Below are 26106 nucleotides of genomic sequence, written 5' to 3' on the forward strand. Positions count from 1 at the left end.
CTGGCGTATAGGTGCATGTGTGAAGTATTATACAAAACAACTACACGCGGAGAGTTTCTCATGGTGGCTCATCTCCTGCATGAAACCGTACCCGCCGCGGACCTCAGCGGTCCGGCGTTGCGGGCCTTTTTCAATCTGGCCGAACGCTGGGAGTTGCGCATTGCCGACCAGCGAAAGTTGCTGGGCGAACCACCGGAGTCGACGTTCTACAAATGGAAGCGTCAGCAAAGCGGTGGCCTGAGTCGCGATGTCATTGAACGCATCAGTTATCTGCTGGGCATCTACAAAGATCTACAGATTCTGTTTCCCGATACACAACAAGCCGACACCTGGGTGCATCGACCGAATCAGGCGCCGTTGTTCGGCGGTCAGTCCGCGTTGCAACGAATGCTGTCAGGCAACGTCGCCGATCTCTATGTCGTGCGGCAATACCTCGACGCACAGCGCGGCTGGGGTTGATCGCAGGTTATTCTTTAAGCCACTCTGCGCACGCATGAGTGAATGCGTCGCGCGTCGCAGATGACGAGACACCTGCAGCGCATACTCAAATCAACCATTGAAGACTGCGCTGTCATGGCCGACACACCTCCGCTTAAACGCATCCGCTGGAGTCAGGCGTATCGCATCGTACCCAGCCGCTTTCCACCCGTCGGCGTGTTCGATCGCATTGCCGATCCCGGCGATCTGGAAGCATTATTCGCTATCGAAGCATTGACCAATCCACGCCTGCGCGAAGAGCTCGGCGCGTTGCGCCTGGTGCCGCCCGCACGACGGATCAGCGGACCCGGAAGCACCCCGGTGATGGCGGCATTTACTCATTTGAATCCCGACGGCAGTCGTTTTTCCGATGGCAGTTGGGGGGTGTTCTATGCCGCGCACAGCGTTGCCACCGCGGTGGAAGAAACGGTCTACCATCGCGAGCGCTTTCTCGCTGCCACCGCCGAGCCGCCGTGCGATAGCGAGGTGCGCTGCTACCGGACCACCATCCAGGGCAAGTTGCACGATCTGCGTGGTGGCTGGTTGAGCGCGCACGATCCGCACAGCTATGCAGCCAGCGTCGCGCTTGCTCGTCAGCTACGCGCGGCCGGTTCCGATGGTGTGGTTTACGACAGCGTGCGTCATCAGGGCGGTGAATGCGTGGCGGTGTTCTATCCCGATCGCGTAGGGCCGTGCACGCAGGACCAGCACCTGCTGTACCGCTGGGATGGCCAGCGCATCGCGCAAGTGCTGACTGTCGACGAATGGAAGCGCGGCTGAGCTGGCCAGCCGCGCGAACAGTTTCTAAGCAGCGATCACTTAAAAGCGATAAGCCAAACTCAGACCATAGGCGAGCGGATCGACCTTGGCCTTGCCGATCTTGACGCCGTTGAGGTGTACATCGCTTTCGATATTGATCCAGCGCACATCGGCAGTGAACATCCAGTTCTCATTGATCTTCACATCCAGGCCGGCGTGCAGCGCGCCACCCCAACTGTTGTCGATGGTGATATGCGAGCCACTCAGTGCGCCCTGTCCCTTGCTGTCGTAGAAATGGGTAAAGTTGATACCGACGCCGAGGAACGGCGACACCGTGTTTTCAGGCATGAAGTGATAGTTCACCCCGATCACCGGCGGTAACTGCTTGGTGGACGCCAGACGCGTGCCGTTCAAGCTTATGTCGTGCTGAAACGGCAGCGCGACAAGCACCTCCGCACCCAGATTAGGCGTAAACAGATATTCGATGCTGGCCGTTGGCTTGGTGTCGTTGTCGATGCTGCTGCGCATGCCGGCTAACTGGCCGTTGTCGGATTTTGGCGCCACCACGTGCGCGCCAAAACGCAGCACCCAAACATCATCGGCGGCGTGAGCGATGGGTGTGACGGCGACCAGCACGAGCATGGTGGCCGCCGCGAGCGGTGTCAGAGCGAATTTCATGGATGGATCCTTCTAGTCAAGAGAATGGATCTGATGCTTACGCTGCGTTTTCACGGGCGATTGATCTTGATCAAGCGCGCGCACCTGCCTGCCCCGAAAGCGGCGTTTGCCACAGTCATTCGGAACAAAGCACATGTCATATCGCGCCACCCCCCCGAGAAGGCGTGGTCATTCTATGTAATGGATTTGTCACGAGGGGGTGAAGACGGTCACGCTACGGGCCACCCGGAGATCGTGAGCAGCCTCTAAGCGAAGCACGTAGGTTGGGTTGAACGAAGTGATACCCAACACGGCATGGCGCGACAATGGGACGTTGTTGGGGTTCGCTTCGCTCACCCCAACCTACCCAATGACAACCGCATTAAGTGTCGGCGCCGGTGGCCCAGCCGATGCGATCGCCACGCGTGAATACGCGGTCACTGTCGAGTACAGCGCCGGCGGCATGAGCCGGTTGCTCACTCAGCTTGGCGTAAATCGGGGTGAAATCGGGTCGAGTGGCTTCGAACAGTTGCTCGAAGCTATCGATCACGAAATAGGTCTGTTGATAAGTATCGATGCGGTAGCGCGTGCTCATCACGCGTTCCAAGCCAAAGCCGATGCGGTTCGGCGATGGCGAGTCCAGGGAGTAGATCGACTCGCCCTTGGAGCTGACGATGCCGGCGCCGTAGATGCGCATACCCTCGGCGGTATGGATAAGACCAAACTCCACCGTGTACCAGTACAACCGGGTGAGATTCATCAGCGCGTCGGGACCGATCGCGAACGCCTTCATGCCGCCACGGCCATAAGCCTGCATGTAGTCGGCAAAGACCGGATTAAGCAGCAGCGGCACGTGTCCAAACAGATCGTGAAACAGATCCGGCTCACTCAAATAATCGAGCTGATCGGGTTTGCGGATCCACCAGCTCACCGGAAAGCGGCGATGGGCGAGGTGATCGAAAAACACCTCATCGGGCAGCAAGCCTTCCACGGCAACCAGCTCCCAGCCGGTGGTCGCACCTAGCACCTTGTTTAGCTCGGTGAACTTCGGAATGCCGCCGTCGCCCAATCCGAAGCGCTCCACACCAGCCATGAACTCGGCGCAGGCGCGGCCAGGAAGCAGCTCGCGCTGGCGCTTGAATAAGGTGTCCCACACTTCGTGATCGGTGCGGCTGTAGTTGGCCCACGGTTGCTCGACCACGCCGGTGGCGTAAACCGGCACGTAGCCGCGATCGGTTTGTTGGTGTTCGACTCGGCGAGGGGTGTCCATGGCGACTCCGGCTAACGAGATATCGGTGGTGCGGACAACAGCATACGTCCGATGCCACGCACGGTGATTGTTTCGTTGCGCATATTTACCCCGATTGCGCAATAATCATGTGCAATTCATCATTTGGGCGGCATATTCTTGCCATGGCCGACTTAGACCGTACTGATCTGCGCATCCTCGCTGTGTTGCAGGGCGAGGGCCGCATTACCAATGCCGAATTGGCCGAGCGGGTCAGCCTGTCGTCGTCGGCCTGTCTGCGCCGATTACAGCGGCTGGAGGCCGAGGGCATCCTTACCGGCTACAGCGCACAAGTCGATCCGCAAGCCGTGGGCTTGGGGCTGCAGGCCTTTGTGCGGGTACGACTTAGCAAGCACGAAAGCGCCGCCGTTGAACGCTTCGCCGAACAAGTCAACGGTTGGGATGAAGTCGTAGCCTGTTATGCGCTCACCGGGGACATGGATTATCTGATGCATATCTATGTCACCGATCTGGAGCATTTTTCACGCTTTGTGCTCGATCGCCTGCTCAATGCCGCCGGCGTTGCCGACGTCAATTCCAGTTTTGTCTTGCGTACGGTGAAGCGCTCGGCAGCGTTACCGCTTACCCAACTGGAACGTTGAGCGCTCAGCTCGGCCAGTGTTTGTCGCGACGGAAACGATCGCAACGAATGGGTTGCATGGCATAGGTTTTTCGGGGTTCCTATAACGCTAAACTAACCGGACCGATGAGTACCGATACTGTCCCCTTACCGTCCCGCGATCTGCTGCGTCCCCTGCGCTATTTCTGGCGCGTGCCACTGCTGCTGTTACACGTGCTGTTCGGCGTGCTGCTGTGCGCGCTGATTCTGAGTTGGAACAAGCAAGCGGTGATGAAGAACGGCCGCGAGCCGTTACCCCATCGCACGATCCGCTGGTGGTCGACCGTACTGCTGCGCATCTTTGGCTTGCGCTCGGTGCGGGTCGGCAAGCCGCTGGCCGATCCGGTGATGTTTGTCGCCAATCACACCTCCTGGACCGACATCGAGTTGCTGCATAGCCAGCGCGCCGCGTGCTTTGTCGCCAAGGCGGAAATCGCGCACTGGCCGTTGGTCGGCTGGCTGGCGGCGAGTGGCGGCACTATTTTTCACCGTCGCGGCAATAACCATTCGCTGGCCGCCGTGATGCAGGTGATGGTCGAGCGCCTGCACGCAGGCCGTTCGGTGGCGGTATTCCCCGAAGGCGGCACCGGCCACAACGGCGTGATGAGAGTGTTTCACGCGCGCATTTTTCAAGCCGCGCTGGATGCCGACGTGGCGGTGCAGCCGGTCGCATTGCGCTTCACCCGGCGTGGGCAGCGCGTAATCGATGCGGGCTTCCGCGACGGCGAAAACTTCATGCAGAATTTTCTACGCTTGCTCGGTGGAGCGCCGCTGGATGCCGAGGTGCATTTCCTTGAGCCGGTGCCGGCGACCCCCGATGCGCGTCGGCGCATGGCCGAATTCTCGCGGGAGCGGATTGCCGCTGCCCTGGAGAGGGACGACGTATGACGTTACCGCGCGGAAAGGATTTCCGTCCGCCGTGGCCGCTGCGCAGCGGCCACATCCAAACCATGCTCTCCTCTAGCGGCGTCCGTCGGCAACTACTGCCGCGCGCAGCCCGCACGGTGCAGCAAGGTGCCGAGCAGGTGATGGTGGATGGCGGTGAGGGAGTGCGCCTCACCGGCGCATATACCGCGCAAAAAACGCAACCGCAGGCGCGCGGCCTGGCCGTGCTTTTCCATGGTTGGGAAGGCAGTGTCGATTCCACTTATGTGTTGCAAACCGGCAGCCGATTGCTCGCTGACGGCTGGGATGTGTTTCGGCTGAATTTTCGCGACCATGGCGATAGCCATCATCTCAACGAAGCGCTGTTTCATTCCTGCCGTATCGACGAAATCGTCAATGCACTGGCCGACATCGCGAAGCGTTGGCCCGCACGGCCAATGGTTCTGGCAGGGTTCTCGCTGGGCGGCAACTTTGCACTGCGTGCCGCATTGCGCGCCACTGAACTGAACATTCCGTTGCGCTATGCGCTGGCGGTGTGCCCCATCATCGATCCGGGCGAGGGTTTGTTCTCGCTGGAAGAAGAAGCGCCATGGTTTTATCGCGCCTACTTCATGCACAAATGGCGGCGTTCGCTGAAAGCCAAGCAAGCGGCGTTTCCGCAGCAGCAGTATTTCGAGCTGGCCGAGTTGGATCAGGACCTGCGCGGCCTTACCGAGGCATTGGTGGTCCGGCATACCGATTTCGATTCATTGCAGGCCTATTTGGACGGCTATTCGGTCGCCGATAGCGCGCTCAAGGCATTGCAGATTCCCGCCACGATTCTTACCGCGCGCGATGACCCGGTGATTCCGGTCGGCGCCTTCGAGCGGCTTGAGTTGCCGCCGAACGTCGAACTGGATATTGCCCAGTACGGCGGCCACTGCGGCTTTATCCGCGGCATGGATATGACCAGTTTCACCGATGACTACATTGCCGCGCGTTTCAATGCGGTCGTGGGTACCTGATCGCCGGGCAACAAGCATGCTTTAAGTGACTACTGGCACGCGATACCGGCAACCGGCAAGCAGCAAGCTACGATGGCGTGAGCTGGCTCCCATGACTTGATTGTGCCAAGGAGAGTTGCATGCATAAGTTGCTGCTTGCAGCCGCCATCGTGGCGGCCTCTGTATCGACATCGGCCATGGCCGATACGGCGCCAACGACGCCGCCGCCGTTGATCGAACGCACCGTACTGTTCGGCAATCCCAGTCAGGTGGGCGGTAAGCTCAGCCCAGACGGCAAGTGGCTGGCCTGGATCGCGCCGCGAGATGGTGTATTGAATGTCTGGGTGGCCCCGATCAACCAGCCCACGCAAGGGCATCCGCTTACCGTAGAGAACAAACGGCCGATCCGGGAGTATTTCTGGTCGCCCGACTCGTCGTCGATACTCTATGTCAACGATAAGGGCGGCGACGAAAATTTCCTGCTGTACAAGGCCGAGGTGAAGAGCGGCAAGCAGCAGACGCTGACGCCTTTCGAGAAGACCCGCGTGCTGGTGCTCGGCACCAGCCAGAGCATCAAGGATCGCATCCTGATCGGAGTGAACAATCGCGATCCGCGCTGGCACGATGTGTACAGCGTGAATCTCAACAGCGGCCAGTTGAGCAAGGTGTTCGAGAATACGGGCGACTACGCGAATTTCGTGGCGGACGACACCCTCACGCTTCGCCTGGCGCAGAAGTCGCGCACCGACGGCGGCACGGATTTCTTCCGCTTCAAAGACGACAAAGTCGAAGCCGAGCCATTCGCCAGTGTCGGTCTGGATGATTCGCAAACGACCACGCCGGCAGGTTTCACCTACGACGGCAAAACCTTGTATTGGCTCGACTCACGCGGTCGCGATACAGCAGCATTAGTGGCACAAGACGTGGCCAGCGGCACCACCGCCGTGTTGGCTGAAAACCCCCGGGCGGACGTAGGCGAGGTATTGCTCGATCCCAAGACCGGCAAGGCGCAGGCCTATTCGGTCGATTACCTCAAGACCGAGTGGAGCGCGATTGATCCGGCTATCGCCGGTGACCTGAGCTTTCTCAAGTCCCAGTTGAAAGGCAATATCTGGATCACTTCACGTACCGACGCAGATGATCGTTGGACCGTCATCGTGGACCCTGTCACCGCACCGGGCACCACGTATCTGTACGACCGCGCGGCGAAAAAGCTGACCCGACTGTTCGTCAGTCGGCCCGAATTGGCGAAGGCCACGCTGGCGCCCATGTACCCGCAAGAGATCCGCACCCGCGATGGTCTCACCGAGGTGTCCTACTTGACCTTGCCACCGGGCAGCGACTACAAGCATCCGGGCCAGCCCGATCACCCATTGCCGATGGTGCTGTTCGTGCATGGCGGCCCGTGGGCGCGCGATTCATACGGCTATAACGGTTATCACCAATGGCTGGCCAATCGCGGCTACGCCGTGCTCTCGGTGAACTATCGCGGCTCGACCGGTTTCGGCAAAAAGTACATTTCGGCGGGTGACCTGCAGTGGGGCGCCAAGATGCACGACGATCTGCTCGATGCGGTGCAGTGGGCGGTCAAGAACCAGGTTACCGAGCCCGACAAGGTCGCGATCATGGGCGGCTCTTACGGCGGTTACGCCACGCTGGTGGGTGTGAGCTTCACCCCGGACGCCTTCGCCTGCGGTGTGGATATCGTCGGCCCGTCGAATCTGGCGACCCTGCTCAAGACCATTCCGCCCTATTGGGAAGCAGGCAAGGTGCAGTTCTACAAGCGCATGGGCGACCCGACGACAGCAGCCGGCCGCCAGCTTCTGCATGATCGCTCGCCATTGTTCAAGGCCGACGCGATCAAGAAGCCGCTGTTGATCGGACAGGGCGCCAACGATCCGCGCGTCAATCAGGCCGAGTCCGATCAGATCGTCAAAGCGATGCAAGCCAGAAACATCCCGGTGACCTATGTGTTGTTTCCCGACGAGGGCCACGGCTTCGCGCGGCCGGAAAACAGCGTCGCCTTCAACGCCGTCGCGGAACAATTCCTCGGCAAGTGCCTGGGCGGGCGGATGGAGCCGATCGGTGGCGCACTGAAGGCATCGAGCGCAACCGTGCCGCACGGCGAGGCGCTTGTGCCTGGGTTGCGACAGGCGCTGGGTATGGGTCAGTAAGCATCGACTCCGGTCCGGCAAGACGGACCGGAGATTTGGCGGCGGAGGTATGATCGCGCTCTTCCCCACTGCGCGAGCGATGACGATGCGTACGATGCTCTGCTGGATACTTTGCCTGGCGGCCGCACCTGCGATGGCTGCAGTGCAACTGGACAAGCTGTCCCTGCCCAAGGGTTTTCATATCGAGGTCTACTCCGATCAAGTGCCGAATGCGCGCGAGATCGCGCTAGGTGCGAAGGGCACGGTGTTTGTCGGATCGAACGATGCCGGCAAAGTCTATGCATTGACCGACAGCACCGGCAGCGGCCACGCCGACAAAGTGCGAGTCATCGCCAGTGGTCTGCAGTTGCCGGTCGGTGTGGCCTTCAAGAATGGCGATCTTTATATATCGGCGGTCAGTAAAATTCTGGTCTTGCGCGACATCGAGAATCATCTCGACACGCCGCCGAAACCCGAAGTCGTCAACGACAAGTTTCCCACCGAGACCCACCACGGCTGGAAATTCATCGCCTTCGGCCCGGATGACAAGCTTTACGTACCCATCGGCGCGCCCTGCAATATCTGCGACAAAGGCAAGGACTACGCCAAGCTCGTACGCATGAATGCCGATGGCAGCGGCCGCGAAGACGTCGCTTACGGCATCCGCAATACCGTTGGTTTCACCTGGCGCCCCGGCAGCCATCAGTTGTGGTTTACCGATAATGGTCGCGACCTGATGGGCGACGAAATGCCCAGCGATGAGTTGAACAAACTCAGCAAGGCCGGCGAGCATTTCGGTTTTCCTTATTGCCATCAGGGCGACACGCTCGATCCCGAATTCGGCAAAGGCAAGAACTGCAAGGACTACACGCCGCCGGTGCTCAAGCTTGGCGCGCATGTCGCATCGCTGGGTCTGCGTTTCTATGAAGGCAGCCAGTTTCCGGCCAGCTATAAGGGTGCGCTCATCATTGCCGAACATGGCTCGTGGAACCGCAGCAAAAAATCGGGATATCGCGTCATGACCGTACGCCTGAACGGTGACAAGGTGGCCTCGTATGAGCCCCTGTTGGAAGGTTTCCAGCAGAACGAACAAGCATGGGGTCGTCCCGCCGATGTGCAGCCGTTAGCAGACGGTAGCCTGCTGGTCAGCGATGATCTGGCCGGTGCGGTGTACCGCGTTACCTATGCACGTTCAAATTCCGCGCCGGCTGGCGCACTGTCCAAACCGTAAGGTCGTCATAACGGTTGGCATCGTTGTGACGATGCATGGCCATGCTTTGATTTGAGGAAACGACATGCAACTGCGTAGCGACAACTTCCAGAATGGTCAGCCGATTCCCGCGGAATTTGCGTTCGGCAAACCGGGCGCGCCGGTTGCCTTATCGGATAACCAGAGCCCGCACCTGGCATGGAAAGACGCACCACGGCAGACGCGCTCGTTCGTGCTGACTTGTATAGACGTCGACGTGCCCAGCAAAGCAGACGACGTAAACATAGAAGGCCGCACCGTGCCGGCCGATTTGCCGCGGGTGGAGTTTGTGCATTGGCTGATGGCCAATATCCCGGTCGAATGCGGCGAGCTGGCTGCCGGCGCCTGTAGCGAAGGTATTGTTGCGCGTGGCAAGCGTGTGCCTTACGGCCCGCCCGGTAGTGTGCAAGGCATGAACGACTACACCGCCTGGTTTCGTGGCGATGCCGCCATGGGCGGCGAATACCTCGGCTATGACGGCCCCTGTCCGCCATGGAATGATGCTTTGCTGCATCACTATCACTTTCGTATTCACGCGCTGGATGTGGAGCGCCTGGAGCTGGCCGATGGTTTCACCCTGAACGAATTGCGGGCGGCCATGCTCGGCCATGTCCTGGCCGAAGCCGATATCGTAGGCACTTATAGTCTCAATCCCGCCGTGCAAGCGTAAAAACACACGGCTGTAAACATCGCGATCTTCACGCTCGCGTGGCGTGACATGTGAATGAATGGCGGTCGGGCGAGCCCAAGCGGGATCTCACCCGTTCTGAAAAGGATGCCGCCATGCTTCACTACGCGTTGATCTTTCTGATGATCGCCATTGTTGCCGCGGTATTTGGTTTTGCGGGTATTGCCGGTGCGGCAGCCGGCATGGCGAAGATTTTATGTGTGGTTTTCTTGATCTTTGCCGTGATTGCGTTCGTCCGACGAACGCAATGAGCGCTTTGTTCATGCTCTATAGAGTGACGACTGCTGTACAGTGAAACCCCGCTAAAGGGATCCCCTGTTACGGAGAGTCACGATGAACAAGCCAAATGAAGCGCACTTAGAGCAGGCAACCGAAGCCAGCACGAGCGGACGCATCGAGGAAGGCGCCGAGCGGATCAAACACGCAACCTCCAGTGCGGTGCACGGCACCAAAGAAGCCGTTGCGCGTGCCGCTGACCATGTCGAGGAAGGGCTGCATCGCGCTACCGACAAAGCCGTTCACGCCGCAACGCTCGCCAGCGAAAAAGCCGCCGATGTCAGAGAGCGCAGCCGCGAAGCCTATGACGAGGCCATGGATCACGCCGACGAGTGGCTGAGTAAGGCACGCGAATACGTACGTGAAAAACCGGTGCAGTCAGTAGCCATCGCCTTGGGCGCGGGCTGGTTGCTCGGTCGCATTCTGCGCCGCTGATCGCGCCGCGCTGAGGGCAGGGAATGCAGTCACCGGGGTCTTCAAACGATACCGCCGATAACGATCCGGCCGAAACAGCACAGCCGTCCGCTGCTTCGCCGGCATCGCCGTCATCAAGCATGCTCGATGAGTTTGGCCGTCTAGGCCATGGCTTCAAGCAATTGTTCGGCGCGCAACTAAAACTGTTGAGCGCCGAGTTGGGGCTGGCGCATAGCGCCATTTCCTGGATGCTGCTGGCGGCGCTGGCCGCCACGGTGGCGGGCGTGGGCTTGGGCCTGACCTTACTTGGCCTCATCGGCGTCGTGTTGGCGCAGTGGTTTGGTACCTGGGTTGGCGCCTTGGTCGTATTGGCGCTGCTGCAATTAGTGTTTTTGCTGGCCGCCGTGATGCTGTTTCGCCGCTGCATGCATTGGCTTAGCCTGCCGGTGACGCGTAGCGAGTGGGGCGCGACGATGCGCGATATTCAGCGCAAATCCAAGCTCAAGGCCGAGGCGAAGCGAGAGGACGAAACGTGAGCATGTCCAGGCAAATCCATGCGGTACGCGCTGCGCACAAGAATGCTACGCAGGCGCGCGGTGCGTTGGTCGAACCGGCGGCGGCACTACTGGCACGCGGCAAACGTCATCCCTTAAGCACGGTAGGGGTCGCCGCGGGCGCCGGCTTTGTATTGGGCCAGCTCAATATGCATCCGCTGCGTGTACCGGGGCTTGGCGCACTACTCAGCGGCACGGCGGCTGAAGTAGTGGCCCAAGCGACCCGGTTGATTGCTGAATTCGCGGCCGGCGGCACCGACGATACGCCCTAGCCGAGACATCGCCGCCTTACGCCGGAAACAGCACGCTGGGATCGCCGGTCAACCAGACGACGTCGATCTTCATATGTTCGACCAGCCACTGGTCGCCGTGCTTGGATAGTTCAACTACATAGATGTTCTTGAGCAGCAGGTGACGGCTGTGATCGTTGCGCGGTAGATGCTGCGCTTCGACCAGGGCGAACAGCGTCGCGCGTTCGCCGTCATAAGCAGTCAGGCGCGGATTGGTCACGGTATGGGTGGTGTCCAGGCCGCCGATGGCCGCAAATATCGTGTCGGCGATGGCCTGTCGTCCCTCGAAAACCGGAATGGTGACGCCGAGGCGCTGCGCCGGCCCGGTGAAATCGAGTGTCGCATTCGCTGCGAATGCTGACTCGAACAGCGCACGGTCACGCAGATCCTGACCCGCGCCGAAGCGGTAGAGTGCATCGATGATCTCGGTACGATCGCTAAGAGCAGTCACTGTTTGCATCAAAATCTCCATGAGGTTTTACCAGGCGATACGCATTTGATCGCGAAAGAATCCGCCGGTGATCGACGTTTGTCCGGGCAGGCAGGCAGCCCATACGATGCCGGCCGCGCCTTCGGTGACGGGGCGACCGCCGAGGCCGCCCATATCGGTGGCCACCCAGCCGGGGCACACCGCATTGACCAGGATGCCGCTGCCGCGTAGTTCGGCGGCCAGCATGCGGGTATAGCTATTGAGCGCGACCTTGGACACGCGATAGGCGGGACAGCCCTCGCCGTCACTGGCAAGGGCGGCGCAGCCGCTGGAAACATTGACGATGCGGCCGTAGCCGTGCCGTCGCATCAACGGCAGCGTGGCTTCGCATAGCCGCCAGGCACCGAGCAGATTCGTATCGAGTGCGCCACGTACCGCATTGATATCGACCGAAGACGGATGGTCGCCCGTATCGAAATAGGCGCCGGCATTGTTTATCAATACGTCTAAACGACCGTAGTCCGTATCGATGCGTTTAATCAGCGCATCGATCTCGGCCTGCACCGTGACGTCGAGCTTCACGGCAACCGCGTCGCCGCCATCGCGCCGAATCTGCCGCGCCGCTTTCTCACCGGCAGCCAGCGTGCGTGAGCCCAGCAACACACTCATGCCGCTGGCGGCCAGTTGGCGCGCCACCTCCAGGCCAAGGCCGCGATTGGCGCCGCTGACCAGGGCGACCCGTTGCGACAACGGCGGCTCCACCGCGAGCGCATGCCCGCGAGAGGACTGACGCAGCGCTCGCGGAAACGGCAGCGCGCTCATGGCACGGCGGTGAGCTGACTGCAGCGTTCGTCGGCGCAGGCTTGCCAGCCGCCGCCGATGGCCTTGTACACCGTGACGGCACGCAGATTGATCGCCGCCTCCGCTTCGGCCAGTGCATCCTCGGCACTCAACTGCGTGCGTTCGGCGTCCAGCAATTGCAGAAAGTCAGCCGCGCCTTCGTTGTAGCGCACACGGGCCAGATCAGCCGCGCGTCGGCTCTGCGTGGCCTGGTCGAGCAGCTTTTGCACGCGGTCGCGTTGCAGGTTGAAGCCGACCAGCGCGTTGTCGACATCTTCCACCGCCTGCAGCACGGTGCGCTGGTAATTCGCCAGCGCCGCATCGGCACGCGCCTCGTTGGCTTTCACGTTGGAGCGTACGCGTTGTACGTTCAGCCCCGACCAGCGAATGCTTGGCGCGAGCGAGAAGGCGCGCGTCGAAGCCCCGCCGAAATCGTTGCTGCGGCCGGCGAGAAAACCGATAAAGCCGCCCAGAGTGATATGCGGAAAATAATCCGCCTTGGCCACACCGATACGCGCATTCGCAGCGGCCAATTCCCGCTCGGCAATGCGAATATCCGGGCGGCGCGTCAGCACATCGGCGGCGTCGCCGATCGGCAGCGATACATCGATCGGCTTAAAGCCCTTCGCCGTCAGATCGATATCCAGCTCGCCGGGCCGCTCGCCCAACAGCACGGCCAGACGAAATTCATCGGCGTGCGCCTGGGTATCAAGCACCGGTAGCTGTGCTTCAACCGCGCTAAGTCGAGCATTGGCACTGGCGACATCTTGCTCCGAGCCGGTGCCGATATCCGAGCGGGCACGGATCAGGCGCAGCGATTCGCGCTGGTTGTCGATATCGCGCTTGGCGACGTCGATGCGCAACTGCGTGCCACGCAGATCAAAGTAGTAACGCGCCACTTCGGCGAACAACGTGACCTGTGCATCCTGCAGCGAAGCTTCGCTGGCCGCGGCTTCGGCGCCAGCGGCTTCCACTGAACGGCGCACGCCGCCGAACAAGTCCAGCTCCCAGCTCGCATCGAAACCGGCTTGGTAGGTTTTGCCGGTGACGCGCTTCTCGGTCACGCCAGGTACCTGACCACGGCTGCGGGTGAAGCTGGCGTCCGCATTGATCGTGGGTATCTGATCCGCGCGTGCCGTGCCAAGCAGGGCGCGCGCTTCATCCAGTCGGGCCAGGGCGATCTTCAGGTCGGGGCTGTTCTTCGCCGCACGCTGGATCAAGGCATCCAGCGTCGGGTCGTTGAACTGCTGCCACCAACTGGCCTGAAAGTTTTTCGCCTGAAAATTCGCCGTGCCTGCCTGAGCCGTATCCACGCCTTGCAGCGTCAATGGCTTTTCGACCGGCCGGTGATAATCCGGGCCGACACTGATACAGCCGGCCAGCAGCAAGCCCGTGGCGATGGCGCTCAGGCGCAGCGTCCAGGTGGGAGCGAGTGCAGCTTTTGATTTAAGTGTTTTGACGATACCCATCTCAATGCTCCTCTAGCGCTGGCAACTGCGCATGCGCGGCTTTGTGCGCCTTGCGGCTCGCCGAGAATTTCTCGGTCCAGCCGCGAATCAATACATAGAACAGCGGGGTAAAGATCAGGCCGAAGAAGGTCACGCCCAGCATGCCGGCGAATACCGCCACGCCCATGGCGTGACGCATCTCGGCACCCGCGCCGTGCGACGTCACCAGCGGCACCACGCCCATGATGAAAGCGAACGAGGTCATCAAGATCGGCCGCAGTCGCAGACGCGCCGCTTCCAGCACCGCCTGGGTGCGGTCCATGCCATCGATGATTTGCGCCTCGCGGGCAAACTCGACGATCAGAATCGCGTTCTTGCAGGCCAGGCCCACCAGCACGATCAAGCCGATCTGGGTAAAGATGTTGTTGTCGCCGCCGGACAGCCACACGCCGGAAATCGCGGACAGCAACACCATCGGTACGATCAGAATCACCGCCAGCGGCAACGCCAGGCTCTCGTACAGCGAGGCCAGCACCAGAAACACCAGCAGCACGCATAACGGGAACACCAACATCGCGGTATTGCCGGCGAGAATTTGCTGATAAGTCAGCTCGGTCCACTCAAAGGTCATGCCGTTGGGCAGGTTTTCGGCCGCCAGCTTTTCAATCGCAGCCTGTGCCTGGCCGCTGCTATAGCCGGGGGCAGGGCCGCCGTTGATTTCCGCCGTGGGGTAGCCGTTGTAGTGCATCACGCGTTCAGGGCCGACGCTGTGGCGTACGGTGACAAAGGAGCCCAGTGGCACCGGGTCGCCGCTCGCATTGCGCGTTTTTAACTGAAGAATGTCTTCAGGCTCGTGACGAAAGCCCTGCTCAGCCGACACGTTCACCTGATAAGTGCGGCCGAAACGGTTGAAGTCATTGACGTAGAGCGAGCCCAGGTAAGCCTGCATGGTCTGGTAGACATCGGCCAGATCCACACCTTCGGCTTTCGCTTTCTCGCGATTCACATCGGCGTCGATCTGCGGCACGCTGATCTGGTAGCTGGAGAACAAGCCTGCCAACGCGGGCACTTTGCGGCTGGCCCCAATCAGGTTCTGGGTCTGCTTGTACAGCTCTTCGAAGCCTTGGTCGCTACGGTCCTCCACTTGCAGGCGGAAGCCGCCGATCGTGCCCAGGCCGTTGACCGGCGGCGGCGGGAAGATCGCGATATAGGCATCCTGGATCGCTGCGTATTTCTGTTGCAGCGCGCCGGTGATGGCGCCAGCCGACAGCGACGGATCGCGGCGTTGTTCAAACGGCTTCAAGGTGACGAACACGATGCCGGCGTTGGTGCTGTTGGTAAAACCGTTGATCGACAAGCCGGGGAAAGCCACCGCGCTTTCCACGCCCGGCTCCTTCAGCGCAATGTCGCTCATGCGGCGGATCACATCTTCGGAACGATCCAGCGAGGCGGCGTCCGGCAATTGCGCAAACGACACCAGATACTGCTTGTCCTGCGGCGGTACGAAGCCGGTCGGCACGTGGGCAAAGCCAAACACACCCAGCAAGACCAGGCCGCCATAGATAACCAGCGCGATGCCGCTTGAGCGCAGGATGCGTTTCACGCCATTGACATAGCTATTCGCACTGCTGACGAACATCCGGTTGAACGGACGGAACACCCAACCGAACAAGCGCTCGATCCAGATGCTGAGCTTGTCCTTCGGTGCGTCGCGGCCCTTCAGCAGCAAGGCGGAAAGGGCAGGGCTCAGGGTCAGCGAGTTGAACGCCGAGATCACCGTGGAAATGGCGATGGTCAACGCGAACTGGCGATAGAACTGACCGGTAAGGCCGCTGATGAAAGCCGCCGGCACGAACACCGCGCACAGCACCAGCGCCGTGGCGACGATCGGCCCGGTCACTTCGTTCATCGCTTTACGGGTGGCTTCTTTCGGCGCCAGTCCATGTTCGATATGCCGCTCGACGTTCTCCACCACCACGATCGCGTCATCCACCACGATGCCGATCGCCAGCACCAGGCCAAACAACGACAAGGCGTTAAGCGAGAAGCCGGCCAGATGCATCACCGCAAACGTACCGATCAACGACACCGGCACCGCCACCAGCGGGATGATCGATGCACGCCAGGTCTGCAAGAACAGCAGCACCACCAGCACCACCAGGGCGATGGCCTCGAACAAGGTGTGCACCACCGCATCGATCGAGCCGCGCACGAATACGGTCGGGTCATACACGATGCTGAAGTCGACGCCCTGCGGGAAGTCTTTCTTCAGATCCGCCATCAGGGCGCGCACTTCGTCGGAGATCTGGATCGCGTTGGAGCCAGGCCGCGCAAAGATCGGCAACGCCACCGCCGGCTGGTTGTTCAACAGACTGCGCAGGGCGTAATTGTTGGAGCCCAGTTCGACGCGGGCCACATCGCGCAGATGAGTTACCGCGCCGGTCGACTCGGTGCGCACGATGATATTGAGGAAATCCTCCTCATTGATGAGACGGCCCTGGGTATTGATATTGAGCTGAAATGCCGCGCTGCCCGGACCGGGCGGCGCATTCAACGCACCTGCCGCCACGGCGACGTTCTGCTCTTGAATGGAGTGGATCACATCGCCGGTGGTGAGCTGGCGCATCGCCAGGCGCTGCGGGTCCAGCCATACGCGCATGCTGTACTCGCCGGCACCGAAGATCTGCACATCGCCCACGCCATTGAGGCGGGCCAACTGATCCTTGATATGCAGACGCGCATAGTTGGACAGATACAGCATGTCGTAGCGCTGATCCGGTGAGGTGATGTGCACCACCATGGTCAGGTCAGGCGAGCTCTTCTGCGTGGTGATGCCCAGTCGCTGCACTTCTTGCGGCAGCTTGCTCAGCGCCTGCGACACGCGGTTCTGCACCTGCACCTGGGCATTGTCCAGGTCAGTGCCGAGCGCGAAGGTTACGGTCAGCGTCATGGCGCCGTCGCTGGTCGCCTGCGACGAGGTGTACAGCATGCCCTCGACGCCGTTGATCTGCTCTTCCAGCGGCGTGGCAACGGTTTCGGCGATGACTTTCGGGTTGGCGCCCGGATAACTGGCGCGCACCACCACGGTGGGCGGCACCACTTCCGGGTACTCGCTGATCGGCAGCTTGAACAGCGAAATGCCGCCGGCAATCACGATCAGTATGGAGAGGACGGCGGCCAGAATCGGCCGGTCCACGAAAAATTGAGCGATCTTCATCGAATCAGTCCTGATGGTTTTGGCCCCTCCCCCTGGCGGCCCCGAAAAGGGACTCCCTTCGGTCGCAGGAGGAGGTTCGGAGGGGAGTGGGCTTAATCCCTCCAACCCTTTCCCGCACGAGCAGGAAAGGGAGTCATCGTTGGTTATTTCTGTGCAGCCACCTTGGGTGCGCTGCCGGCTTGGGCGAGTTGCTTGGTGGCATCGAGGCTACGGCTGTCCATGGCGACCTTGGTCGGGGTCACTTCCGCACCGGGGCGTACATGCTGCAAGCCGTTGACCACCACGACATCGTTGGCGCCCAGGCCGTCATCGATCACCCGCAGGCCATCCAGCAAGGGGCCGGTCGTGACGCGGCGATATTCCACCTTGCTGTCTTTACCCACCACGTAGACAAACTTGTTGCCCAGATCGGTGGCGACCGCGCGGTCGTCGATCAAGGCGCGTTGACGTTTGCTGTCGCTGCGCAACTGCAGTTTCACGAACAGGCCGGGGGTGAAGCGGGCATCGGCGTTGTCGAACACCGCGCGCAGGCGGATCGTGCCGGAGCCGACGCGTAGCTGGTTATCGACAAAATCGATGCGGCCGGTATGCGGAAAGCCGCTTTCGTTGGCCAGCGCCATCGATACCTGCGGGGCGGCGCCACGCTCGCGATGAATCTGGTCGAGCTTGAGGTAGCTGTGCTCGTCCACGTCAAAGTAGGCGTAGATGGGATGCACGCTGACCACCCGAGTCAGCACATCACTGCTGGTAACCAGGTTGCCCGGCGTAACCATGGCATTGCTGACCCGGCCGTCGATGGGCGCACGCACCTCGGTAAAGTCACGGTTGAGCCGGGCCGCCGCTAGTGCGGCGGTGGTGGCGGCGACCTGCGACTTGGTGCTTTGCGCCGCGGTGTTCAGCCGATCGGCCTCTTCGCGGGCAATCGCATGCTGATCGAGCAGCTTCTGGCCGCGTTCGGCATTGGCCTGGGCCAGCGTCTGTTCGGCATTGGCCTGGCCCAGATTGGCGGTCAGCCGGTCCACTTCGGCCTGGTAGGGGCGTGGGTCGATGCGGAACAACAATTGTCCCTTGTGCACCGCAGAGCCTTCCTGAAAGTGGATCGAGTCCACATAGCCGCTGACGCGCGGACGCAATTCAATAGTGTCGATGGCCTGCAGGCGGCCGGTGAACTCATCGGCGTCGTCCACTTGGCGTAACAACACCTGGGCTACAGTGACCGCTGGCGGGCCACCGGCCGGAGCGGCCTGCGCATGGGAATTACCGCGGCCACCAAGCACCGCCCAACTGCCAGCGACCGCAACGACGGCGAGAGTGGCGAAGATCCATTGCTTTTTCATCATGCGCTCCCATGAATTATTGGACCGGTCCGTACAGCACCGGCAGAGGCGCGAGAGATTAGGTGTACTTCGCGGTTTAGAAAATCCGTTTCTTGTGCAATGCAATAGTGACTGAAAATCACGAATGGGTTCAGAATTGCCGCTATGAATGATTCCACAGCCGATTTTTCCGCGATCGCGGCCTTTGTCCGCGTCGTCGAAGCCAAGAGCTTTGCCGCCGCGGCGGCCCAATTAGGCATGACCCCTTCGGGCGTCAGCCGGGCGGTCTCGCGATTGGAAGAGCAGCTCGGTGCACGGTTATTGTTCCGTTCGACCCGTTCCATGCGGTTGACCGACGATGGGGCGGCTTTCCATGCACGTTGCAAGGAGATCCTCGCCGATCTGACCGAGGCGACGGAGGCCCTGGGCTACGCCAACCGCAAGCCCTCAGGTAAGTTGCGGGTAGGTGTCTCGGTGTCGGTGGGGCGTGCCGCGCTGATCCCCAACCTCTCCGATTTCGAGGCGCGCTACCCGGATATCCGCCTTGAGTTGGCGATGAGCGATTTCCCCTCCGACCTCAACGGCGAAGGGGTGGATTGCGCGATCCGCATGGGCGAGCTGGAGGATTCCAGCATGATCGCGCGCAAGATCGGCTACTTCCGCAATGTCGTCCTGGCCGCGCCGCAATACCTGCAACGCTACGGCGCACCGCGCACCATCGAAGAGCTCAAACAACACCGCTGCATCAACTACGTCTACCCCAACGGCCGCCCGCGCCAATGGCAATTCGATACGCCCAGCGGACAAGTCGAGGTGGATATCGACGCGCACATGCTTATCAACGACGGCGAGTCGGTGATCCAGGCCGCCGTCGCCGGGCTCGGCATCATCCAGGCGCCGCACCTGCTCGCCGCCTGCATGCTGGAGCTGAACAAGCTGGAGCTGGTGATGACCGACACCATCTCTACCGGCAAACCCGTGTGGATCGTCTACCCGCAGAAGAAACATCTGTCCGCGCGCGTACAAGCCTTTATCGAATGGGTGCGCGAGCTGTTCGAGCGCACCAGTGAGCCGGGCTGTTTAAAGCACGCCCTGCAAGCCGAGGCGATCCCGCGGCCACGGCTTAGTGCGTAGAGATGGTGCCTGCGGCAAGGCCGAAAGCTCGGTAGGTTGGGCTGAACGAAGTGATGCCCAACGTTGCGCACCATTGAGGCTCGCCCTGATACCCAACAGGCGCACGTTGAAGCTCGCCGTGACACCCAACAGGCGCACATTGAAGTTCGCCGCGAACCCCAATGTCGCGCAACGTTGGGGTTCGCTTGCGCTCACCCCAACCTACGGTTTTTAAAGCGGTTTGGATTTGGGTTTGACCCGCTCACGCTGCAACTGCATGTGCGCATGGTCCGAGGCGCTTTGCGCCATATCGATCATATTGGCGATGGCGGCGAACACGCTGGAGAGGTGGTTGAAATCCACCTCGGCATGTGGCGTAAGCGAGTGGCACAACGCCAGAGAAATGGCGCGAGCGTGATCCAGCATTTCGTTCACATCGTCTTGCAGGCTCTCGGGCGTAGCGTCGGGGTCGATCTGGTAGCTGTCGCTGAAGCGAGTGCGCTCAGTGGATAGTGTGGTATCGGTTGCGGCCATCTTGAAGCTCCTTTTTAGATGGAGCCGCCGCCCTGTCGAATACAGGGTGGCGGACGTGCCGGGGTAGCAAACCGAGAACACAGAACCCGGCCAGGCCTAAGCCTGCCCGACACGCCCGCCATAAGCCGGGGTGTCGCGCAAACAAAAAGCGCCTAGCAGGCGCTTCATTTGCGCCTGTGCTGTTCGGGTTGCTACACCCGGTCGCCGATGTGCGGCGACCCGAACGAAACTACGCGCGGTGTGGGTGGGCGTCAAGTTTGCGGCTAGGTTGCACCCCCTCCCAACCTCACCTCAGTCAGCCCCCTCCCCTGCGTGCAGGGGAGGGTTGGGGAGGGGTCCGGCCGCAGCCCGAAGCACCTTCAGAATTCTTCATTCGCTTTTCAGGCCCTTCATTCGCAAGCCTGCGCATCTGTTCTCCACCTCACTCAAGCGGAGAACACCGGTGGCATCGATACGTACGCGTTTATTTCTGACTGGCCTGCTGGCTGGCGCGGTGTTGCCGCTGGCGGCGACGGATTATCAACCGCCGATACATCACGACGACGGCTGGGCGGTGGCCGACGCCCGTGCAATGCATTGGGATCTGTCTCGCTTTACCGAGTTGGAGGGCAAGCTCGCCGACAAAAGCTTCAAGGGCATCACCAGCATCGTGGTGGTGCAGGGCGACAAGTTGGTCTATGAGGCTTATTTCAACGGCGGCAACCCGGACCAGCTCAACGACATCCGTTCGGCCAGCAAAAGTGTCACGGCCTTGCTGGTGGGGGCGGCGATCGATCGCGGTTTGATCCCAAAGGTGCAGACGCCGATCTACGGTTATTTCTCGGACAAGCAGCCCTGGCAACACCCCGACCCGCGCAAGCAGGCGATCACGCTGGAGGATCTGCTGACGATGAGTTCGCAGTGGGAGTGCGACGACGAAAACCAGTTCTCCGGCGGCAACGAGGAGCGTATGTATGTCACTGAAGACTGGCTGCAATTTGCGCTGGACTTGCCGATCAAGGGCTATGCGCCATGGATGAGCAAGCCCAAGGACAGCCCCTATGGGCGCGCCTTCTCTTATTGCACCGCAGGCGCCTTTGTTGCGGGGGCGGTGGTGGAGCGGGCAACGCACAAGCCACTGGCCGATTTCGCCGCCGAGGCGCTGGAGCATCCGCTAGGTATCACGCAAGTCAAATGGAACCGCTCGCCACTGGGTATCGGCATGGGTGGCGGCGGTACCCGTTACCGCAGCCGTGACCTGGCCAAGCTCGGTCAGTTGGCGCTCGACGGTGGCCGCTGGCAAGGGCAGCAGGTGATTTCGCCATCGTGGATACAGGCCATGCTGACGCCGCGCGCGCAAGCCCGCGAAGATGCCGACTACGGCTACCTGTGGTGGCGCTTTCGCTTTCCGCTCAAGGGGGTCGAGCAGCCGACCTGGGCGATGGGCGGCAACGGCGGCAACTACGTTTTTGTCGTACCGAGCCAAAAGCTGGTCGCGGTGATTACCAGCACCGCTTACAACCACAGTTATGCGCATCCGCAATCGCAGGGGATTTTTCGCGATTACATTCTCAAGGCGATGCCTTGAGGTGGGCGCTGGCTAGTGCAGCTCGGGCGGTCGCCAGTCGGCCGCCAGCACGTGCCGGCGCTGTTCGCTGACGCGGCGGCTGATCGCATCGATCGCTGCCGCGTAAGCGGGTTCGCCGGCCAGCGGTTGCAGCAGCGGCGAGGTTTGCAGATAGGCGCGATCGCTATAGCCGGCCTGTACGGCGGTAGTGATCGTCGCCAGCGCTGCCGACCGGTTGCCGCGAGCGAGTTGCAGGGTCGCCAGTTCAAGACGATCCATCGGATAACCGACGCCCTTGGCCAGCTCGGTTTGCATGCTGGCGATGCGTTGATCCAGCCACGCCGATGTCGCGGGGGTAGGGCCGTAAAGGCCGGCCAGTGTTTGTGCCAGCCCCATCTGTGGGCGCAGTTGTACGGCTTTGTCGAAAGCCAGGCTGGCCGCGTGGCGATCGCCGCGCAGCAGCGCCAGCTCGCCGGCCAGCAAGTACAAGCCGACGTGCGGCGTGTTGCGTGTCAGTGCTTGATCCAGCGCCGCCTGTGCCTCGGCGTATCGACCTTGCAGAAACAAATGCTGCGGCCAGGCGATATTGGAAAACACATTGTCGGGGTTGAGCTGAAAGCTGCGTCGAAAGCGCTGCTCGGCGGCTTCGCTAAAGCCGAGCAGATCCAGCTCGCGGGCAATCTGCACTTCGCGAAAGCGAATCTTGGCCGGGTCGCCGCGCATATCGAGATTGGTATGCAGCGCTTCGCTCAATCGTCCTTGTTCTTGATACAGATAGGCGGCCGAAGCACGACTGCTGTCGTCCTTGGGGTCGAGCGTAAAAGCGCGCTGGTAGGCATCGACCGCTAGCTGCAATTCACCCCGGCAATCATGCGCATAAGCCAGGGCGGACCAGGCAGGCGCGTGGTTCGGCGCGGCCTGAAGCACCGACTCGGCGAGCTTCTGCGCAGCCACCGTCCACTCGTAAGGGAAGTTGTACAGGCAAACGCGGGCGCTATAGGCATGGCTTAGGCCGATCTGTGCGGCGAGGTTCTGCGGTGTCGCCGCGAGTACCTGCTGATATAGCTCGATGGCCCGCTCGTTGTTTTCGCGTTGGCCGATGCCGGCGTAGTAGTCGGCGCGTTGCAGCAACTCCTGGCTGGCCGATGGTTTTACGGTTGCCGGCGCGGTGGGCTGGTGCAGCAGCCACCATGAGGTCGTACCGAGCAACACCAGCAGCATCGCCAGGGCTGCCGGCAGATAGCGGTAGCGCGATGGCTGCGCGGTATCCGGCAGCGACGCATCCGCCACCTGCGGCGGCTCGCATAGTTGATAACCGCGGCCGCGCACCGAACGGATATAGCGCGGCCGGCGGCCATCATCGCCAAGCGCCTGACGCAGCAGCTTGACGCGCTGGGTGACGGTTTCTTCGTTGACTATCGCCGGGGCCCAGACCTCGGCGATCAGGCGGTCGAAATCCACCACGGCATGACCATGGCTGAGCAGGCAGGCCAGCAACTGAAAACTCAGCCCTTGCACATCTAGCGTGGTGCCATCACGGCTTACTTGCTGGCGCGCAAGGTCGATCTGCAGATCGAGCAGCCGATAGAGCCTGGGCTGATTCATGGACAGGATGTGCCGCGGCAAGGGCGGCAACTATCCTCTCATGCACCCGCCGGCATCAGCAGCAACAAGGCGATGCCCAGCACGATGCGATAAATCGCAAACGGGGTGAAGCGATGGCTGCGGATATAGCCGAGCAGCCATTTCACCGCGACAAAGGCGACGATGGCCGAGACTACAAAGCCGACGGCCAGAGCGGTCCAGTCTTCGTGCGCCACGCCACCGCTCTTGATGACTTTCAGCAATTCGTAGCCGGTCGCCGCGTACATGGTCGGGATACCTACCAGAAAGGCGAACTCGGTAGCCGCTGCGCGGTTGCTGGTACCGGCGAGCATGGCGGTGAAAATGGTCGCCGCCGAGCGCGAGGTGCCGGGAAACACGCCGGCGATAATTTGCGCGATACCGACCAGTATCGCGACCCGCCAGGTCACTTCGCTGCGATCGACCTGCCGCGCCGCCAGGCGCTCGGCACCGAGCATCCATACGCCGCCGATCACCAGCGCCCAGGCGATCGGAGTCACCGCCTCAGGCAGCTTGAAGCCGAAGTGAGTCACCAGAAAACCGAGCGCGGCGGTAATCGCAAAGGCCACGAAGAGTTTGAGCAGGTAGTCGCGGTTAGCCGGATCGCGCCACTGCGTAAACAACTGCCAGATGCGCGACCAGTAGATAAAGGTGACAGCGAGGATCGCGCCAGCCTGAATCCCCACGTTGAACAGTTCCGAGCGCTCGCCCAGCCCGAATTTCTCGGCGATCAGCAAATGACCGGTACTGGAGATTGGCAAAAACTCGGTGATGCCCTCGATGATGCCGAGCAAGATGACGTTGAAGAGATCGTTCACGAGGGCGTTGGCTCCGCTGAGGTGTCGGTAAGTCGCCGGCCTGTCGCCGGGTAATGGCGGCATAGCTTACGGGGATAAGCCGTAGGGGAGGCGAGCGGGAATTTAGCTGAGCTTGCTCATGGCTGTCTTAGGCGTCTTGGCAAGGCAGCACCCCCTCCCAGCCTCCCCCTGCGACCGAAGGGAGTCCCTTTTTCGGGACTTGCAGGGCTGTAAACCCGGCCGCACCGGCAACACACCAACAGCCTTATGATTTACGGCAGTCAGCCGATAAATGCTTCTTTATGGTGCTTGTCTACGCCGAAATAGCACCATGGCGGTGCGTTTCAGCCTGGGTTTTCACTGTCACATCCCCGCTCTAAGCTTGCTCTGTCACGTTTTCGACGCCTGGCACAAGCATTGCTAAGACAAAGGGACTTAAGCTCTTCCATCCCCATCGAGGTTTATCCATGTCCGCTCAGAAAGTGCTCGACCTGATCCAGGAACACGAGGTCGAGTTTGTCGACCTGCGCTTCGCCGACATGCTCGGCAAGCACCATCACGTCACCTTCCCGTCGCACGCCATCGACGAGTCGACTTTTGAAGACGGCAAGATGTTCGATGGTTCCTCCATTGCCGGTTGGAAGGGCATCAACGAGTCGGACATGATTCTGCTGCCCGACCCGGCGACCGCGCATCTCGATCCGTTTAGCGCGCACCCCCAGCTAATCCTGCATTGCGACGTGCTGGAGCCGAGCACGATGCAGGCTTACGGCCGCGATCCTCGCTCGATCGCCAAGCGCGGCGAAGCGTTTCTGAAATCCACCGGTATCGCCGATACCGCGTTCTTCGGCCCGGAGCCGGAGTTCTTTATTTTCGATTCGGTGCGCTGGCAGAACGACATGGGCCGGGTGTTCTACGAGATCGGCTCCGAAGAAGCGGCATGGTCGTCGCGCTACAAGTACGACAACAACAATACGGGTCATCGTCCAGGCGTGAAGGGCGGTTACTTTCCGGTGAGCCCGGTCGATTCGCTCGGCGACCTGCGCGCTGATATGTGCAAGGTGCTGGAGTCGCTCGGCCAGAAGGTCGAAGTGCATCACCACGAAGTGGCCAATGCCGGCCAGTGCGAAATCGGCGTGCGCTTCAACACCCTGGTGCAGAAGGCCGATGAGCTGATGACGATGAAATACGTCATCAAGAATGTCGCCCACCAGAACGGCAAGACCGCCACCTTCATGCCCAAGCCGATCGTCGGCGACAACGGCAGCGGCATGCATGTGCACCAGTCGTTGAGCAAGGACGGCAACAACCTGTTCGCTGGCGATCTGTACGGCGGCCTGTCGCAGACCGCGCTGTGGTACATCGGCGGTATCTTCAAGCACGCCAAGGCGATCAATGCCTTCGCCAACTCCACCACCAACAGCTACAAGCGTCTGGTGCCGGGTTACGAAGCGCCGGTGATGCTGGCCTACTCGGCACGCAATCGCTCGGCCAGTTGCCGCATTCCGTACGTGGCCAGCCCCAAGGGTCGCCGCATCGAGGTGCGCTTCCCCGATCCGATGCAGTCGGGCTACCTCACCTTTACCGCGCTGATGATGGCCGGTCTGGACGGCATCATTAACAAGATCGACCCAGGTGCGCCGGCTGACAAAGATTTGTACGACCTGCCGCCGGAAGAAGAGAAAAACATCCCGCAGGTCTGCTCCAGCCTCGACGCTGCGTTGGACGCGTTGGACAAGGACCGCGACTTCCTCAAGGCCGGCGGTGTGTTCACCGACGACTTCATCGACGCCTATATCGGCGTGAAGATGCAGGAAGTGACCCGCTACCGCGCCAGCACGCATCCGCTGGAATTCCAGATGTATTACGCGCTGTAATCGTCAGGGTTCAATGAAAGAAAGCAACGGGCGCTGCGGCGCCCGTTGTCGTGTTGCGGCGGCGCGCCTAGAC

25 protein-coding genes are annotated in these 26106 nt (G+C 61.1%); 15 read left to right on the forward strand and 10 right to left on the reverse strand.

Going from position 1 to position 26106, the window contains the following annotated elements:
- The first annotated feature begins 60 nt into the window (after window positions 1–60).
- Together DVJ77_RS14660 and DVJ77_RS14665 are read left to right on the forward strand one after the other, a co-directional pair.
- Window positions 61–459, forward strand: coding sequence for an MbcA/ParS/Xre antitoxin family protein (locus DVJ77_RS14660; protein WP_114846247.1), 399 nt, complete (start codon window positions 61–63; stop codon window positions 457–459).
- Between the two features lie 114 nt (window positions 460–573).
- Window positions 574–1257, forward strand: a complete 684-nt coding sequence (locus DVJ77_RS14665) for an RES family NAD+ phosphorylase (RefSeq protein WP_114846248.1) — start codon at window positions 574–576, stop codon at window positions 1255–1257.
- 39 nt (window positions 1258–1296) lie between these two features.
- Here the strand turns inward: DVJ77_RS14665 and DVJ77_RS14670 are convergent, their stop codons facing one another.
- Complete coding sequence (locus tag DVJ77_RS14670) at window positions 1297–1914, reverse strand: OmpW/AlkL family protein (RefSeq protein WP_114846249.1); 618 nt, start codon at window positions 1912–1914, stop codon at window positions 1297–1299.
- 361 nt (window positions 1915–2275) lie between these two features.
- Complete coding sequence (gene phhA, locus DVJ77_RS14680) at window positions 2276–3163, reverse strand: phenylalanine 4-monooxygenase (RefSeq protein WP_114846251.1); 888 nt, start codon at window positions 3161–3163, stop codon at window positions 2276–2278.
- Window positions 3164–3306: 143 nt separating this feature from the next.
- Between phhA and DVJ77_RS14685 the strand changes: the two genes are divergently transcribed.
- The 10 genes from DVJ77_RS14685 (at window position 3307) to DVJ77_RS14730 (ending at window position 11274) form a co-directional block, all read left to right on the forward strand.
- Entirely contained in the window at window positions 3307–3783 is a 477-nt protein-coding gene (locus tag DVJ77_RS14685) for an Lrp/AsnC family transcriptional regulator (RefSeq protein ID WP_114846252.1), read from the forward strand.
- A 104-nt stretch (window positions 3784–3887) separates the two neighbouring features.
- Window positions 3888–4688, forward strand: a complete 801-nt coding sequence (locus tag DVJ77_RS14690; protein WP_114846253.1) for a lysophospholipid acyltransferase family protein — start codon at window positions 3888–3890, stop codon at window positions 4686–4688.
- The gene (locus tag DVJ77_RS14695) at window positions 4685–5689 is read left to right on the forward strand and encodes a YheT family hydrolase (RefSeq protein ID WP_114846254.1); all 1005 of its coding nucleotides are present in this window, start codon (window positions 4685–4687) and stop codon (window positions 5687–5689) included. Before DVJ77_RS14690 ends, DVJ77_RS14695 begins: the two co-directional genes overlap by 4 nt.
- 119 nt (window positions 5690–5808) lie before the next feature.
- Window positions 5809–7842: a S9 family peptidase gene (locus DVJ77_RS14700; RefSeq protein WP_114846255.1), complete on the forward strand. Its 2034-nt coding sequence runs from the start codon at window positions 5809–5811 to the stop codon at window positions 7840–7842.
- Window positions 7843–7927: 85 nt separating this feature from the next.
- A complete protein-coding gene (locus DVJ77_RS14705; RefSeq protein ID WP_114846354.1) occupies window positions 7928–9052 on the forward strand; it encodes a PQQ-dependent sugar dehydrogenase in 1125 nt (374 codons plus the stop codon).
- Window positions 9053–9116: 64 nt separating this feature from the next.
- Complete coding sequence (locus DVJ77_RS14710; RefSeq protein ID WP_114846256.1) at window positions 9117–9740, forward strand: YbhB/YbcL family Raf kinase inhibitor-like protein; 624 nt, start codon at window positions 9117–9119, stop codon at window positions 9738–9740.
- A gap of 113 nt (window positions 9741–9853) precedes the next feature.
- Window positions 9854–10009, forward strand: coding sequence for a DUF1328 family protein (locus DVJ77_RS14715; RefSeq protein ID WP_114846355.1), 156 nt, complete (start codon window positions 9854–9856; stop codon window positions 10007–10009).
- An 82-nt stretch (window positions 10010–10091) separates the two neighbouring features.
- Window positions 10092–10469 carry an ElaB/YgaM/YqjD family protein gene (locus DVJ77_RS14720; RefSeq protein WP_114846257.1) on the forward strand — a complete coding sequence of 126 codons (378 nt, stop codon included), beginning with the start codon at window positions 10092–10094 and terminating at the stop codon, window positions 10467–10469.
- A 23-nt stretch (window positions 10470–10492) separates the two neighbouring features.
- On the forward strand, window positions 10493–10984 hold the full coding sequence (locus DVJ77_RS14725; protein WP_318530928.1) for an ABC transporter ATP-binding protein: 492 nt from the start codon (window positions 10493–10495) through the stop codon (window positions 10982–10984).
- A gap of 2 nt (window positions 10985–10986) precedes the next feature.
- The gene (locus tag DVJ77_RS14730) at window positions 10987–11274 is read left to right on the forward strand and encodes a hypothetical protein (protein WP_225428017.1); all 288 of its coding nucleotides are present in this window, start codon (window positions 10987–10989) and stop codon (window positions 11272–11274) included.
- Window positions 11275–11290: 16 nt separating this feature from the next.
- Here the strand turns inward: DVJ77_RS14730 and DVJ77_RS14735 are convergent, their stop codons facing one another.
- The 5 genes from DVJ77_RS14735 to DVJ77_RS14755 form a co-directional block, all read right to left on the reverse strand.
- A complete protein-coding gene (locus tag DVJ77_RS14735) occupies window positions 11291–11752 on the reverse strand; it encodes a nuclear transport factor 2 family protein (RefSeq protein ID WP_225428018.1) in 462 nt (153 codons plus the stop codon).
- 18 nt (window positions 11753–11770) lie between these two features.
- Entirely contained in the window at window positions 11771–12544 is a 774-nt protein-coding gene (locus tag DVJ77_RS14740) for an SDR family NAD(P)-dependent oxidoreductase (protein WP_114846260.1), read from the reverse strand.
- Complete coding sequence (locus tag DVJ77_RS14745) at window positions 12541–14031, reverse strand: efflux transporter outer membrane subunit (RefSeq protein ID WP_114846261.1); 1491 nt, start codon at window positions 14029–14031, stop codon at window positions 12541–12543. Before DVJ77_RS14745 ends, DVJ77_RS14740 begins: the two co-directional genes overlap by 4 nt.
- Window position 14032: 1 nt before the next feature.
- On the reverse strand, window positions 14033–17227 hold the full coding sequence (locus DVJ77_RS14750; RefSeq protein WP_114846262.1) for an efflux RND transporter permease subunit: 3195 nt from the start codon (window positions 17225–17227) through the stop codon (window positions 14033–14035).
- 143 nt (window positions 17228–17370) lie between these two features.
- A complete protein-coding gene (locus DVJ77_RS14755; protein ID WP_114846263.1) occupies window positions 17371–18564 on the reverse strand; it encodes an efflux RND transporter periplasmic adaptor subunit in 1194 nt (397 codons plus the stop codon).
- Window positions 18565–18708: 144 nt separating this feature from the next.
- Between DVJ77_RS14755 and DVJ77_RS14760 the strand changes: the two genes are divergently transcribed.
- Complete coding sequence (locus tag DVJ77_RS14760) at window positions 18709–19677, forward strand: LysR family transcriptional regulator (RefSeq protein ID WP_114846264.1); 969 nt, start codon at window positions 18709–18711, stop codon at window positions 19675–19677.
- Between the two features lie 210 nt (window positions 19678–19887).
- Here DVJ77_RS14760 and DVJ77_RS14765 read toward each other — a convergent pair whose 3' ends face one another.
- Window positions 19888–20190 (reverse strand): hypothetical protein, encoded by a 303-nt coding sequence (locus DVJ77_RS14765; RefSeq protein ID WP_114846265.1) that lies wholly within the window; start codon window positions 20188–20190, stop codon window positions 19888–19890.
- A 442-nt stretch (window positions 20191–20632) separates the two neighbouring features.
- Here DVJ77_RS14765 and DVJ77_RS14770 point away from each other — a divergent pair, with 442 nt between their 5' ends.
- A complete protein-coding gene (locus DVJ77_RS14770; protein WP_225428019.1) occupies window positions 20633–21757 on the forward strand; it encodes a serine hydrolase domain-containing protein in 1125 nt (374 codons plus the stop codon).
- A gap of 12 nt (window positions 21758–21769) precedes the next feature.
- Here DVJ77_RS14770 and DVJ77_RS14775 read toward each other — a convergent pair whose 3' ends face one another.
- Together DVJ77_RS14775 and DVJ77_RS14780 are read right to left on the reverse strand one after the other, a co-directional pair.
- A complete protein-coding gene (locus tag DVJ77_RS14775; protein WP_114846266.1) occupies window positions 21770–23341 on the reverse strand; it encodes a winged helix-turn-helix transcriptional regulator in 1572 nt (523 codons plus the stop codon).
- Between the two features lie 38 nt (window positions 23342–23379).
- A complete protein-coding gene (locus tag DVJ77_RS14780) occupies window positions 23380–24177 on the reverse strand; it encodes an undecaprenyl-diphosphate phosphatase (protein WP_114846267.1) in 798 nt (265 codons plus the stop codon).
- A 446-nt stretch (window positions 24178–24623) separates the two neighbouring features.
- On the opposite strand from DVJ77_RS14780, the gene glnA reads away from it, so the two are divergent.
- Complete coding sequence (gene glnA, locus DVJ77_RS14785) at window positions 24624–26033, forward strand: type I glutamate--ammonia ligase (protein ID WP_114846268.1); 1410 nt, start codon at window positions 24624–24626, stop codon at window positions 26031–26033.
- Window positions 26034–26106: the final 73 nt, after the last annotated feature.

This window comes from Dyella tabacisoli (assembly GCF_003350925.1).
GTDB lineage: Bacteria > Pseudomonadota > Gammaproteobacteria > Xanthomonadales > Rhodanobacteraceae > Dyella_C > Dyella_C tabacisoli.